The organism is Bacillus sp. EKM202B, from assembly GCF_011066025.1.
Taxonomy (GTDB): Bacteria; Bacillota; Bacilli; order Bacillales; family Bacillaceae_G; genus Bacillus_A; species Bacillus_A toyonensis.
The window spans coordinates 23,343-37,428 of sequence record NZ_JAAMNK010000007.1 but is presented as its reverse complement, the minus strand read 5'-3'; the positions used below and the strand labels follow the sequence as shown (position 1 = coordinate 37,428).

Genomic DNA, 14,086 nt, shown 5'->3' with positions numbered 1-14,086 from the left:
AATTACATAAAACCAACACCTCCCAACCATACTAAAAAATGTGTTGGAGGTGAATGTTATGGACAATAAAGACTTTGAAAAAGTTTATACTGATTACTTACATCAAGGAGAAGAGCAAGCTCAATTTGAAGTAGACAATGAAGTCAATTCAGGAGCAGAACAAATTGTTGCCGTTCGTAAAAATGATGATGGTGATTTAATAGCGTTTAAAACAAGTAGCGGGAGAGAGTTAGATTATATGACTGCTCTTAGTGAAGCAAAATCAGGGAAGTTAGCTCATGTGGACGTATTTCATAAGTATGGCAGAGATATTATACGTAGTGAACCTGATGGTATAAAGGAAAATAACTTAGATAATTTACCATCATTTTAAACGGGTAAACTCCAAGAAGAGAATGTTCATTTTGATATTCTCTTCTTTTTGTTACAAAGCTTTCCCTACAAATAGAAGATTCATTTCTAAAGTGAAATTATACTTTTAAAGAGCTCTCTAAATTTCTCTTTATCTTCTGCTGTAAATGGTTTCGGTCCCTTTGTACGCTTACCACTTTTTCGAACCATTGCACTTAAATATCGTGTTTGTAACAATTGTTCAATGTTATCATTCGTATACTTATAGCCTTTATGGTGTAGAACGATACAGCCTTTTGCTAATGCAAGCGAAGCAAGACCATAATCTTGTGTTACGATTAAATCTTCTTTTTTTGCTAATTGCATAATTCGGTAATCTGCAGCATCTGCTCCGGAATCAACATATATTGTTTCCACACCTTTTGGTTGTTCTGCATTAGAATAATGAGAAAAGCTAGTAACGAGGGTTACAGGGATTTCTGCATTCGTAGCTTCAAAAATAATTACATCTTTTACAGGACAAGCATCTGCATCAACGTAAATTTTCATTTTTATCACTCCTATAACTAGGTTCGTGTTGATAATAATGGTAGATTTTTCTTTTGTCAAACGATAAAGCTTTATGTAAAGTCATTTTCCACAAACTAAAATAGCTTCTCGCAAACGAGAAATACCTTCCTCAATTTGATTAATATTCACTTTTCCATAAGATAAACGAATATAACCATCTTTCGCACCGAAAATACTACCGGGCATAAAGGCGATTTCTTGTTTTAAACTTTGCATAATAAGTTGTTTTTCGTTTATCGATTCTTTTAATTTTCCCCATATGTATATACCACCAGTAGGATTAGAAAAAGAGATTTTGTCGTGAAGTTGCTCATTTAAGGCGCGAACGATAACGTCTCTTTTTTTCAATAATTGTTTTCGTAACGGTACGATATGAGACTGAAATGGTACGGTTTCGAAAAATTGCTGCATAAGCCACTGCGGGAAAATACTCATTCCTAATTCCATTTGGTGCCGTGCGTCTGATAATCGCTCTACGACAGACTGCGGGGCAACAAGCCAGCCGACTCGTAATCCTGGTGCAATCATCTTTGATAAGGAATGTACATAAATGACTGTTCCATTTTCATCAATCGATTTCAAAGTAGGGCAAGGTTGTTTCTTTTCTAACGTAAGCAAGCTGGATGGATCATCTTCAACGATTGCAATTCGTAAATCTGCGCAAAGTGATAATAGTTTTTTTCTACGGTTTGGATGAAGCATCGTTCCCGTAGGGTTTTGGAAATTTGGATTTAAAAAAATCATTTTAATACGGTGTTTTCTATATAACTCCTGTACATCATCTGGGTTAATCCCATGTTCATCGACAGGTAATGGGAAAATACGAATACCTGCTGATTGGAATAGAGGCAGGGAATAACAGTGTGAAGGACTTTCGAAAGCAACAGCATCACCTGGATTTAATAAACATTGTACGATAAGATGAAGTGCTTGTTGAGCGCCGGATGTAATCATAATGGATTGTTCAGTCGCTTCCACTTTTAAATATTCCTTCATATATTTTACTACCGCTTGTCTTAATGGGAGATAACCTTGCGGGTGATCATAACTTAATGAATGCGTTAACGGTTGTTCTCGTAAAATCGCTTGTAGTTGATCATGAGGATAGAGATTACAACCGAGTTCTCCGTTTGCAAAATCTATCATATTTTCATTTTGTTGTACTTCTGCCCGAATATGGCGAAGTAACGGTAAGTTTGGTAAAAACGTACCACCTTCTACGAAATTTCTCCAGTTCGGCGTTAATGTTGGAGAAACGCCCCACATATGCGTACTAACACGTGTACCTTTACCGGTCGTACTTTCTACAATTCCCATTGCGCGAAGTTCATTATAAGCAGTCGTTACCGTACTGCGGTTTACATTTAACTGTGTTGCTAATTTCCGTTCTGAAGGGAGGAAGCTACCTGGGGGAAGCTCTCCGTATGTTATACGTTTCTCGATAAAGTCAACAACTTGCTGATAAATTGGGATTTTACTGTCGTTATCTAGCTTCCATTCCATACAAACGCCTCCGCAAATCTTATATACATCAAGTATAACAAATTGGCTGGGTAAAAAAACAGCCAATTGGACGGTGTTTTATCCAGCCAATTTTACTATGCTAAATAGGGAAGGGGAGATTCGGATGAAACGATGGCAAATGGAATGGCTCCTAGTATCAGTAGCGTTAGTATGGGGAGCAAATTATACAATTGGAAAGTATGGCGTGGCGTTTATGTCATCCGTTCAATTTAATAGTTTACGATTTTTAGTAGCATCACCGGTATTATTACTTATTACATTTTTAATGGAACGCTCATTACGTATTGAAAGAAAAGATTGGTTACGATTAGTAGCAGTCGGTATCGTTGGTACGACAATGTATCAAACGATGTTTATGCTATCTGTGAAATATACTTCAGCAACGAACGCCTCATTATTAATTGCGATGTCACCTATTTTTACAGGGATATTAGCAGTATTACACAAACAAGAACGTTTTTCGATGAAAGTACAAATTGGTTCAATAGTAGCGTTTATTGGTGCAGCATTCGTTTTATTAACAGGGCATACAGGAGGAGCTACTTACGAATATGCGTGGCTCGGAAATATAATTGGATTAGTCGCAGCAATTGCATGGGGATGGTATCCAATATTAGCGCAACCTCTTATTACAAAATACTCCGCAATGAGAGTCACGTCATGGTCTACTTTAATTGGAATTGTACCACTAGTTATATACTGTTTATTCAACGTAAATACATTAACGTGGCCAGTAGATACGCCAAGCTGGGGGTCACTTGCATATTCAATCATCTTTGCGACTATCTTCGGACTAGCAATGTGGTATGTCGGTATTAGTCAAATAGGCTCAACGAAAGTAATGGTTTATATGTATCTCGTACCATTGTTCGCAGTTATCTTTGCGGCAGTAACAATTGGAGAGCAAATTAATATGATGCAACTCGTTGGCGGACTGATTATCTTTATCGGTTTATATGTTGTAAAAAAAGGCGGAATGAAAAAGCCTGCTCTCAATTTGAAAAAGGTAAGTTAGTAGTAAAAAGGATCTCTTTCATATAGAAGGAGATCCTTTTTGTTTTCGTAATAAAAGCGCTTGTTCAACGGCCCATTTTTGATGATCATGAATGAGAAGTTCTACAGCAAGTAATGGAGATATCCACCTTAGAACATGATCCTCCTCACAGTTTTCAGTTTGTTTCTGCGCCATGTTCGCAATGTAAAAGAACCCATCATTTAAATAATATGTATCTTCCTTTTCCGCATAAAAATATCGCGCTGCATTACCGATATATTGATCAATTTCAATTTCCCATCCTAATTCCTCTAGTAGTTCGCGATGTAAACATTCATCTTTTGTTTCGTTACCTTCCATACCGCCGCCAGGTAAAAAATAACGGTCTCCTTTTTGGATAATAGCAATCTTGGAAGAAGTTGAGTTAAAAATAATTGCATAACAACTAGGTCGTAATACATATTGCTCAGTAGGCTTTTTATAACCAAAAGTAAGTTTAGATATCATAAAACACCTCGTTTTTCTATAAAATACACAAAAGGAATATTAAGGAAAAAATATAATTATATAAGTATAATCTTAATGGATTGGAGTGGTAACAACATGATAAATCGAAAATGTTCAAGATGTAAAGAAATAACAGGTACGTTGCACGGTGGTAAAAAAATTAAGGAAGAATTTCTATGTGAGGACTGTTTGCAAAAAGGAATTGCGAGCGAAGAAATCGAATTATCACAAGTGGAGCAAGAACAAACTTCGTATCTTTCTATAAAAATATTAAAAATAATGAGTGTGATTTATTTAATAGCATCTATTTTAATGGCTTTTTCAACTGGTCCATTTATACATAATATGGGGTTTGATGAAATGTCTATTTCAGGATCGGAATTAGGTTTAATAAGTATTGTTATGCTAGGTTCTGTATTTCAGTCAGTTCTTGTATTTTGCGGTATTTGGGTATTCATCTTATTAGTAGAAACAGTCATTAAAATTTATGAAAAAATGAAGTGAGTGAGAGGGAGAAATACATGCGAGTAAGAAACATCCAAGGGGAAGATTATGTAAAGATTCATTCGGTTTTAAATGATTGGTGGGGCGGGAGAGACATGGCTGCCATGTTGCCAAAATTGTTTTTCGTTCACTTTCAAGAAACGAGTTTTATTATTGAAGAAGAGGGAGAAACGTTAGGTTTCTTATGCGGATTCTTCTCACAAACGCATAAAGAGGAAGCGTACGTTCACTTTATCGGTGTAAATCCGGAGTATAGAAGAAGAGGAATCGCATCAACATTGTATTCATATTTCTTTGATATCGCTCGTGCAAATAATCGTAAAGTTGTAAAAGCAATCACATCACCAGTTAATAAAAAATCGATACAGTTTCATAGGGAGATTGGTTTTCGAATCGAGGCTGGGGATGATGAGATAGAGGGTGTATCGGTACATACAAATTACGATGGGAACGGCGGTAGTAGAGTGTTATTTTTTAAAAATGTGTAAAAGGAGGCTAGCTTAACGTTAGCCTTTTTGTTGTGAGGAGGTACAAGTATGGAGAATAAACAAAATAGAAATGAATATTTAAAACGCATATATAAAGTACAAGACTATATAGAATCAAACATAAACAATTCGCTTTTAATTGAAGAACTAGCCGATGTAGCAGGATTTTCAAAGTTTCATTTTCATAGAATTTTTAAAGGGATGACGGAAGAACCGTTATCTCGGTACGTGAATCGTTTGAAATTAGAAAGAGCAACACATCTACTTACTTACCGTCCAGATATGACGATTACAGATATTGCTTATCATTTTGGTTTCACAGATTCAGCAGTTTTCTCCCGCACATTTAAAAGTCATTACGGAGTAAGTCCATCTCAATATCGAAACCACAATAGCAAGAATTGCAAAGACGTCAGAGAAGTTATTCAATACAATGAATGTAAGAAGGTTCGAGGAGAGGTTGAAATTGTAACGAAGGACAAAGTAAATGTCGCATACAAAAGATATGTAGGTACATATAAAGAGTTAGCTATAGAGTTTCCAAAAATGATAGAAAAACTATTTCATTACGCCACGGAGCAAAACTATCATGTATTCGGGGATACGAAGGTATTAACAATTTACCATGATCATCATGAATTTACAGAAGACACTCATTTAAGAACGAGTCTTTGTATAACCATTCCGGATGGATCCGCAGTAGAAACGAGTGAAATTGGAATAATGGCAATACCTCCCGGAAAATATGCGATAGGTCACTTTGAAATATCTCAAGATGAATACAAAGGGGCATGGGGCTTCTTATATGGCGAGTGGTTACCGAATAGTGGATATAAACCGCGAGATTCGTATCCTTTTGAAGTATATAAAAATGATCCGAGAAAGCACCCGGAAAATAAGCATATAGTCGAAATATATGTACCTATCGAACCTTTTTAATCATAAATTAAGGGGGAAGAATAATGAAAACTGTTGAAAAGTTAGATTGTATAATAAAAGAAGACTATAAAAATATAAATGGTATGTTAGTTGTACATAAAGGTAATGTTGTTTTTGAAAACTATTATAACGGTTACGGTCCAAGTGATGCATTTCATATAGCATCAGTCACAAAAACGATTATTTCTGCACTAATAGGAATATGTGTAGATAAAGGTTATATAAAAAGCGTTGATCAAAAAGTAATAGAATTTTTCCCGGAATATAATTGTAATGCATCTGAAATAACAGTGCGGCATCTTCTTACTATGACAACTCCATACCCTTATGCAGACTGGCAGGAACCGTTAGAAGAATTATGCACACAAAAGGATTGGGTGCAGTATACGTTAAATAGGGCAGGAAAAGGTGGAGAAATTGGATCTTTTAAATATTCATCTGCAGGAGCTCATTTACTATCAGCAATTATTACGAGTGTAACAGGGAAAAGTGCCCGTGAGTTTGCAAATGAATACCTTTTCCAGCCTATCGGTATGAGAGAAATTCCAAACTACGATATGAAGGCATTTGGATTCGATGACTTATTCGGAAAAGATGTAAAGGGATGGGGTCATGATCCAAACGGTATTTCGACGGGCGGATGGGGACTTACGTTAACAGTTAAAGATATGGCTAAGTTTGGACGATTATATGTAAACGAAGGTATTTATGATGGAAAACAAATTCTTTCAAAGTTATGGATAAAAAAATCAACAATGATGAATCCAAATCAATACGGTTACTTATGGTGGTTACGAGAAGAAGAGGATGTCTTTTCTTACTGTGCAATGGGCGATGGCGGGAATATGATTTGCTGCGTACCAGAGAAGGAACTGGTGGTGGCGATTGCTTCTGAAGTCATACCGAATGCAGAGGATAGATGGAAGTTAATTAAAGAGTCCATATTTCCTTATTTAAAAGATTAATATGGTTATTTTTATAAAAATAAGAATGAAAGGTTTAGTCAAACTTGTTTTGTTCTTCATGATAGAAAAAAGTGTTGTATTAACCAAATTGAGCAACTAAGATTAGAAAACTTCAACACCTATACGATTATTGAATAATTGCAAGGTGTTGAAGGGCTTTATAATTTGTTTAGGCACTTTTAACTATTTTTTAACTTTTCGATGTATTAGATAAATCATGCAAAACACAATTGCCAGCAAGCTAAATTTAACTAATTCCATTAGGCTAATATCGCATTTTGTTTCTACTCCATCTGTTAAATAAAATACATTGAACATGCCATGTAAAATTGCAGGTGTTTTCACAGAATGGCTATACTCTCTCGTATACGTCAAAATTATAGATAAAATAAATAATAACGAGAGATAGCTTAATATTCCTACAAACCATAATTCATAGTTTTTATAAAAGATTGATACTGGTAAATGCCATAAAAACCAAAGCGATGCAGTAATGATTGCTGTTTGTTTTAATGAATATTTTTTTCGTAAATGGTAATGAAAATTTCCGCGCCATATGATTTCTTCTAAAAATGCAGACAAAGCAGCAATTGTAAGACCAATGAGTAGGAGAAATCCCAATTCATTACAATGATTAAATAAGAATTTTATATTATAAATATAAAAATAGAAATGTAGACATAGCCCTAGAAGTAGTGGCAATAATATGGAGAAAATTAATGGTTTTATTTTTGGACGTGAAATTCCAAATGTATGAACCATTTTTTGTTTCTTGTATAATTTCTGATATAAAATAGCAGCTAAAAGCGGAATAACCATCGTAAACCCTAAATAATTACGACCATTTTCTATGTTCAGTAAGATGATATATACAAACGATGTAAGAAAATAAATACATAGAGTTGAATGATAAACTATATTTCTATTTATATTTTTCACTTACTTACATGTATAAGTGATTAATCAAATATCCGATATTTTAATTATATATGAAATGGAAATTACATATGTTGAACTTGTGGAAAAAGTTAGACCAATCCCGTAACTTTTCACAACAAAAATTCGTTTAACAAAAGAAAGGATTTTCAATCACGAATGGGGGAGAACTATGAAGATTTTAATTCTAGGTGGTACGCGATTTTTAGGAAGAGCTTTTGTAGAAGAGGCTTTAAAAAGAGGGCATGAAGTTACATTATTTAATCGCGGAACAAATAAAGAAATTTTTCCTGAAGTAGAGCAGTTAATCGGTGACAGAAATAATGATGTCTCAAGTTTAGAAAATCGAAAATGGGACGTTGTCATAGATACGTGTGGGTTTTCTCCGCACCATATTCGGAATGTTGGCGAAGTATTAAAAGATAATGTAAAGCATTATATATTCATCTCAAGCCTTTCCGTATATAAAGATTGGATTCTGCATCATATAAAAGAAGACTATATATTACAACCTGAACCAACAAGTGATCGGATAAAGGCTGTAGAGAATGGTGAAATATCGCCTTATGAGCATTATGGTGCGCTAAAGGTATTATGTGAAAAAGAAGCAGAGAAGTATTGGCCGGGGCGTGTTTTACATGTAAGAGCAGGACTTCTTTCGGGAATGTTTGATTATACAGATCGCCTTCCATACTGGGTTCAGCGTGTAGCAAAGGGCGGGAAAGTGTTAGTACCAGGAAGAAAAGATCGTCCAGTGCAATTAGTTGATATAAAAGACGTCGCAAGCTTTGGACTAAACATGGTAGAAAATAATAAAGCCGGTACATTCAATATAACAGGTCCAAATGATGAATTGACGATGGAAGAGCTAATAAATACGTGTAAAAAGGTTACGAATAGTGATGCTGAATTCGTTTGGGTCGATGAATCTTTTATGAAGGAACATAAAGCACAGCCTTGGACAGAGATGCCTTTATGGCTTCCGGAAACTTTTCCATTAGAAGGGGAAACGAAGCCGTGGAAAGGTGGATTTTCTATTAGTATTGAGAATGCTGTTAAAGCAGGGCTTACTTTTAGAAGATTAGAAGATACTGTTACAGATGTGTATGACTGGGTGAATGAAATGAAAGAGAGGGGATTAAAGGCAGGTATTTCAGGTGAGAGGGAGAGAGTATTATTAGAGAAGTGGTGTAACGAAGGGTAAATAAGGGTGTTTTCAGAATGGTTTGATTTTAAGGGGTGGTATAATTTATTGTATATAGCTTTATTCTAGGGGATATTCTAATAATTTCTAAACTATAGTAATTATTATAAGTAAGGAAAAGAGCACACTTAGTTATAGCGAAAGTGTGCTCTTTTCCTTACTTATATTGTGATGGCGAAATACGGTCTAGCCATAGTATGCCATCGTATTGTTCAATTGGCTTCAAAATTTCTTCAAAGTCTTTATCGCCCCAGTGTCTTGCGGTAGTAGGAGTAAACATCCAAGATGTTTCAGGGCGATTGCGTTCTCCTTTCAAATTGACAAATACATTAGAGTTTTGAGATGTTCGTAATATATTCTCGATGCTTTGTTCCGCATGGTCTGTATCTATAGGGACTATTTTATCAAGTTCAGTACTATCCCAACTATTTCCGCTGTATGCATATACGCCAATTGTGTACATTTGATCTTTTATCCGTTGAGGTAAATAATCAATCATATTCGGCGCTTTAAAATTGTATTGTTGGGATTTGGTCCAATCAAGTATCATTTTTGAATTTTGTTTTCGGATATGATAGTTATGTCCCCATACAATAATTTTTTTATTTTTGTATTGAATATCACTTAACCAAGCTAAAGCTTGTCCCATCTTTTGATCTCGAATATAAAATGATAGATCTGTAGGTTTAAAGTTTGTTGGATAAATAAAGTTTTTTTCTTTTACAGTAGCATCTTGGAGTGTTTTAATTGTATCAATACGTATACTGATAGTCTTTTCTAACAGATTTACATCGTATGTATTTGATGGGGCTATCTTATTTAATTCGGCTTTATGTTGTTGAACAAACGTTTTAATTTTTTCATATTTGGCTATTACTTGTTGAACTTCCGCTTTATATTGTTCGTATGAATACTGATTATCTTTAGATTCAATTTTTTCATCAATATTGAGTAATTCTGTATGAGCCTTTTCTATATCATTAGCAATTTCAGGATTAATTTTTTCTAACCATTCTTTTGCAAACTCAGGGAAATAAGAATACCACCTGAATTGAGCATCAAACCCTGTTAATATAAGAGGTGTTCCTTTTTCTTTTTGATCTTTTATATATTGAAATAGCTCTAAAATTTCTTCAGTATGCCAAACGCCGTATAAAGATTTTTTCATGGCCTGCAAAGCAGTGAATTGATCGAGGTTTTGATTTACAGCATTTGCCTCCGCAAATCCTGTTTCAAATGCAATAACGTCATATCCCATCTCTTCATGTAAATACTTAATCATACGTACTTTTGATTGGTTTATTTCCTTAGCCCCATGTGTACTTTCACCAAGTAGAACAATTCGTTTATCTTTTACTTTTTCTTTTAAAAAGGATAAATCTTCATTTGTTTGTGCATTTGGTTCGTTCAACTTTTGTACATTTTCCTTTATCCACTCATCCCATTTTGGCTGATCTTTCGGTTTCTCTTCAGCAGAAATCACAGATGTAAATGTTGTAAAAGCAAGAAGAGAAGTAATCATTCCTATTTTCCATTTAGTAAACACATATTTCCCCCCATGAAACAATTTTGTTATTTAACACGGTAGATATATCCAAATATCTACTTTTATTCCACATATTTATATTAATTGATAAAAACAAAAGAAACAATATAAAAATTAAGAATATTCAACCTGTTATTATGGGATAAAGATTATTATTTTTATTCATTACAACGAGTTAGTAATCAAAAACTAATGAATAAATAGTTTGAATAGTATTTTTTATCTAAAAATATTGAAAGACATGAGTGGATTTAGTAATCTTAATTTATAAATAATAGTGTGTAATTAGGTGGAATGCTTGTGAAAATAGTTTTTTATTGTACATACTTGCAATTACAATTGTTTTATCTCTTAATCCAAAACTATATAAAGGTGGTAAAAAATAGTGGATCTTACGTTTAAAGTTGAGGAAACATGTTTTAATTACCGAGTCGGAGCAATTTGTAAACATGATAATAAAATACTCATTCTGCAAGGTGACGGTGAAGATTTTTGGTACGTACCGGGTGGACGCGTGAAAATGCTAGAAAATAGTGAAGATGCGTTAAAACGAGAGCTTGCTGAAGAACTAGCTGTTCCAATTGAAGTAAAGAGATTAATATGGTCAGTAGAAAATTTCTTTACACTTTCTGAGCGAAAGTTCCATGAAATTAGTTTTTACTATGAAGTAGAGCTGAAAGAATTACCTGCAAATGGGGCAGATCAATATATTCTGAATGAAGAGGATAGAACATATATGTTTAAGTGGGTGCCGATAGAAGAGTTAGATGCATACAACTTACAGCCAGCGTTTATAAAAGAGAAAGTAAAGGAATTACCAGTTCATATAGAACATATCGTTTTACAAAAGTAAACGTATCTGGAGGGGGAAACGGTGAAGGGGACTAAAAAAGAGATACATATAGATGATAAAGTCATTCGTTACACACATATCGAAAAGGGTTCCAGTGCGGTATGCTTTATGTTCTCAGGTTCAGGCTATAATTATGACAAGCCTTTATTTTATTATGCAACGATGTTAATGCTTGAACATAAAATAAATGTAGTACATATTCATTATTCCTACGATGGACAATTAATGGAAAAACCAATGGAAGTAGTAACGAAAGTAATGATGGATGATATTAACCCTATCATTAATGAAGTGCTAAAAAGTGGACAATACAACGATTCGATGTTTTTAGGAAAATCACTTGGAACAATTCCAATTGCGAATGATTTAATGAAGAGAGAAGAATTTTCACAGTCAAAAATGATATTACTTACACCATTGTTAACTTTTAATTCGATTTTTGATTCTATATTACATAGTCGACATGAAGGGCTGTTGGTAATTGGGGATAGAGATCATCAATACAATGCAAATCAAATTGAGCAATTAGATCATTCAAATCTAAAGATTGAAATTGTCAATAATGCAAACCATTCTTTAAATGTTGGGGAATATGGAACAGAGAATTCAATTGAAGCTATAGCGAAAGTAATAGAAAAACTTAAAGAAGTTGTTAGGACAAACTAACCTATCAATACATACAAAAAGAGGTGCAATTTGCACCTCTTTTTTATTTAATAAGCCTTCAACACATGAAGCAAATAATCCTTTCGATTCAGCGGATTAAAGTCAACGCGTTTTCGAGTAGGGAAGGGAGCCATAAGCATTGTGAAACCAGCTGGCTTCGTTGTAAAGATTCCTTCTCCTTCTGTAAATGAATGGAGCATTCGTTTAAAATTTTCTGTTTTCGCAATAGGTAACGATCCAGTTAAGTGATAAGAATCATTATGCAATATAGGCTCTGCAAAAGTCGCTGGAATGGCAGCGAGCTTATACATCGCGGTACTAATTGCGTGCTCCGGTACAGTTAATTCAAATTCGTTTAATGGCTCAAATACACATGTTTCAGCTTGCTGTAAAGCATCCATTAAAACGAGCGGTGTTAAGTTTCTAAAGTCACTCGCTGTTGTAACAGGGCTTGCATAACCAGTATGTGTTAACGTGACGATAATGTCCGTAACTTCCCATCCGTATAAACCTTGTTTTAACGTTTGAAATACCGTATCTTCAATCGCTTTATGAAATGCTAAAGGTAGTGATCCAAGTTCAACACCTAAGTCGTACGTTATGCCAGAGTTATGCTTCCCACGTTCAACTTTGAAACCGATTGTTGCGTAAAATGGATTCTCTTTTTCACCCATTACTTCAACAGAATTGCCTACGCCAATTGGTTTCTCGATACATACAACTCGCGTATTTGAAAAAGTAACCTGCAAATTATAATTCTCATAAAGTGTTGTTTCAATTACTTCTTTTTGTACCTCACCGAAAAGGCGAATGTATAGTTCATTATGAACATCATCTTTCCACACTTTAATAAGTGGATCTTCTTCACATAGTTCCATAAGTGCAGCGTATAAATCATGAATTCGTTCTTTTGGTACTGCATCAATGGAAGCTTCCATTTGTGGTTCGGCAAAGTAAATATCTTTTATATAATCCGTCCGTTCACCAATAATATCACCAATTTTAATATCACTCAGTCCCCACACTTTACAAAATTCACCGCTAGGAACGGTAGAAGTTTGAACGGCATCTCCATTATGAAATAGGCACATTTTTGTTATCTTTTCTTTGTGAGATAGAGACTGACTGCGCTGTATATCAACATATTTTCTAACGTGTAAGCTACCTGAAAAAACTCTTACATAAGCAACCTTTTCTCCAGAAGGTTCACGTTCAATTTTAAAAACAACACCGGATAATAGTTCCTCTTGTGCCGATGTAAGAGCTGGCATTAGGGCCGGAAGTTTTTCAAGTAGTTCAGTTACTCCTATACCTGTCATTGCTGAACCGAAAAAGATTGGATACACATTTGCTTGCTGTATTTGCTGTTCTAGTTTTTCTCTTAATAGTGCGTCCGGTATTATTTCGTTATTTACATATGATTCAAGTAATGATTCATTAAATGGTGCTAACAGTTCCATACAATCGTCATATGATTTGTATTCAATGATCCGGGCTTCTTTCGTTCCTTCGTTTAGAACAGAATAGAAGGGGCATGCTTCATTTGAAAGAACCTCTTTTATTTGTTTCATAACTTTTTCAGTGTTTGCGCCACTACGATCAATTTTATTAACGAATAAAATAGTCGGTATGTTTAGTTTCTGTAATGTTCGCATTAAAATTTTTGTTTGTGCTTGCACACCTTCAACGGCAGAGATAACTAAAATCGCACCGTCTAGAACGCGGAATGATCGCTCCACTTCAGCGATAAAATCAGCGTGTCCAGGTGTATCAATGACATTTACTTTTACATCATCAATAAAGAAAGAAACGACAGATGCTTTAATCGTAATTCCGCGTTGTCTTTCTAATTCCATTGAATCAGTTTGTGTATTACCACTATCTACTCGGCCAATTTCTTTAATCACATTCGTTTCATAAAGAATACGCTCAGTCAAACTCGTCTTGCCAGCGTCTACGTGCGCGACAATCCCTATATTTATTGTTGTCATTTGTGAAGATCCTCATTTCATTTTCCATTTTCATTTCCTCATTTCTAT

General features: G+C 34.6%; 15 protein-coding genes. 9 read left to right on the top strand and 6 right to left on the bottom strand.

The window, feature by feature from the left end; translation table 11 throughout:
• The first annotated feature begins 58 nt into the window (after positions 1-58).
• The gene (locus tag G9F74_RS11125; RefSeq protein WP_016108686.1) at positions 59-373 is read left to right on the top strand and encodes a DUF3892 domain-containing protein; all 315 of its coding nucleotides are present in this window, start codon (positions 59-61) and stop codon (positions 371-373) included.
• A gap of 86 nt (positions 374-459) precedes the next feature.
• On the opposite strand, the gene G9F74_RS11120 is transcribed toward G9F74_RS11125, so the two are convergent.
• Both G9F74_RS11120 and pdxR read right to left on the bottom strand, forming a co-directional pair.
• On the bottom strand, positions 460-900 hold the full coding sequence (locus tag G9F74_RS11120; RefSeq protein WP_000708763.1) for a YaiI/YqxD family protein: 441 nt from the start codon (positions 898-900) through the stop codon (positions 460-462).
• A gap of 81 nt (positions 901-981) precedes the next feature.
• On the bottom strand, positions 982-2,424 hold the full coding sequence (gene pdxR / locus G9F74_RS11115; protein ID WP_016108685.1) for a MocR-like pyridoxine biosynthesis transcription factor PdxR: 1,443 nt from the start codon (positions 2,422-2,424) through the stop codon (positions 982-984).
• Positions 2,425-2,548: 124 nt separating this feature from the next.
• On the opposite strand from pdxR, the gene G9F74_RS11110 reads away from it, so the two are divergent.
• Positions 2,549-3,460: a DMT family transporter gene (locus G9F74_RS11110; protein WP_016108684.1), complete on the top strand. Its 912-nt coding sequence runs from the start codon at positions 2,549-2,551 to the stop codon at positions 3,458-3,460.
• An 18-nt stretch (positions 3,461-3,478) separates the two neighbouring features.
• Here the strand turns inward: G9F74_RS11110 and G9F74_RS11105 are convergent, their stop codons facing one another.
• On the bottom strand, positions 3,479-3,946 hold the full coding sequence (locus G9F74_RS11105) for an NUDIX hydrolase (protein WP_016108683.1): 468 nt from the start codon (positions 3,944-3,946) through the stop codon (positions 3,479-3,481).
• 96 nt (positions 3,947-4,042) lie between these two features.
• Here G9F74_RS11105 and G9F74_RS11100 point away from each other — a divergent pair, with 96 nt between their 5' ends.
• From G9F74_RS11100 to G9F74_RS11085, 4 genes are read left to right on the top strand one after another with little or no spacing between them, the layout of a single operon-like run.
• Entirely contained in the window at positions 4,043-4,450 is a 408-nt protein-coding gene (locus tag G9F74_RS11100; protein WP_000610484.1) for a DUF3980 domain-containing protein, read from the top strand.
• A 17-nt stretch (positions 4,451-4,467) separates the two neighbouring features.
• Complete coding sequence (locus G9F74_RS11095; protein WP_016091186.1) at positions 4,468-4,938, top strand: GNAT family N-acetyltransferase; 471 nt, start codon at positions 4,468-4,470, stop codon at positions 4,936-4,938.
• Positions 4,939-4,986: 48 nt separating this feature from the next.
• Positions 4,987-5,877 carry an AraC family transcriptional regulator gene (locus tag G9F74_RS11090; RefSeq protein WP_016108682.1) on the top strand — a complete coding sequence of 297 codons (891 nt, stop codon included), beginning with the start codon at positions 4,987-4,989 and terminating at the stop codon, positions 5,875-5,877.
• Between the two features lie 23 nt (positions 5,878-5,900).
• Positions 5,901-6,842, top strand: coding sequence for a serine hydrolase domain-containing protein (locus G9F74_RS11085; RefSeq protein WP_016108681.1), 942 nt, complete (start codon positions 5,901-5,903; stop codon positions 6,840-6,842).
• A gap of 183 nt (positions 6,843-7,025) precedes the next feature.
• Here the strand turns inward: G9F74_RS11085 and G9F74_RS11080 are convergent, their stop codons facing one another.
• The gene (locus tag G9F74_RS11080) at positions 7,026-7,781 is read right to left on the bottom strand and encodes a CPBP family intramembrane glutamic endopeptidase (protein WP_033668534.1); all 756 of its coding nucleotides are present in this window, start codon (positions 7,779-7,781) and stop codon (positions 7,026-7,028) included.
• A gap of 169 nt (positions 7,782-7,950) precedes the next feature.
• On the opposite strand from G9F74_RS11080, the gene G9F74_RS11075 reads away from it, so the two are divergent.
• The gene (locus tag G9F74_RS11075; RefSeq protein WP_016108679.1) at positions 7,951-8,982 is read left to right on the top strand and encodes an SDR family oxidoreductase; all 1,032 of its coding nucleotides are present in this window, start codon (positions 7,951-7,953) and stop codon (positions 8,980-8,982) included.
• A gap of 157 nt (positions 8,983-9,139) precedes the next feature.
• Here the strand turns inward: G9F74_RS11075 and G9F74_RS11070 are convergent, their stop codons facing one another.
• On the bottom strand, positions 9,140-10,528 hold the full coding sequence (locus G9F74_RS11070; protein ID WP_016108678.1) for an erythromycin esterase family protein: 1,389 nt from the start codon (positions 10,526-10,528) through the stop codon (positions 9,140-9,142).
• 385 nt (positions 10,529-10,913) lie between these two features.
• On the opposite strand from G9F74_RS11070, the gene G9F74_RS11065 reads away from it, so the two are divergent.
• Together G9F74_RS11065 and G9F74_RS11060 are read left to right on the top strand one after the other, a co-directional pair.
• Positions 10,914-11,381, top strand: coding sequence for an NUDIX hydrolase (locus tag G9F74_RS11065; protein WP_016108677.1), 468 nt, complete (start codon positions 10,914-10,916; stop codon positions 11,379-11,381).
• Between the two features lie 21 nt (positions 11,382-11,402).
• Positions 11,403-12,047, top strand: a complete 645-nt coding sequence (locus G9F74_RS11060; protein ID WP_000679123.1) for an alpha/beta family hydrolase — start codon at positions 11,403-11,405, stop codon at positions 12,045-12,047.
• A gap of 47 nt (positions 12,048-12,094) precedes the next feature.
• Here the strand turns inward: G9F74_RS11060 and G9F74_RS11055 are convergent, their stop codons facing one another.
• Positions 12,095-14,038: an elongation factor G gene (locus G9F74_RS11055; protein ID WP_016108676.1), complete on the bottom strand. Its 1,944-nt coding sequence runs from the start codon at positions 14,036-14,038 to the stop codon at positions 12,095-12,097.
• Between the last annotated feature and the right edge of the window lie 48 nt (positions 14,039-14,086).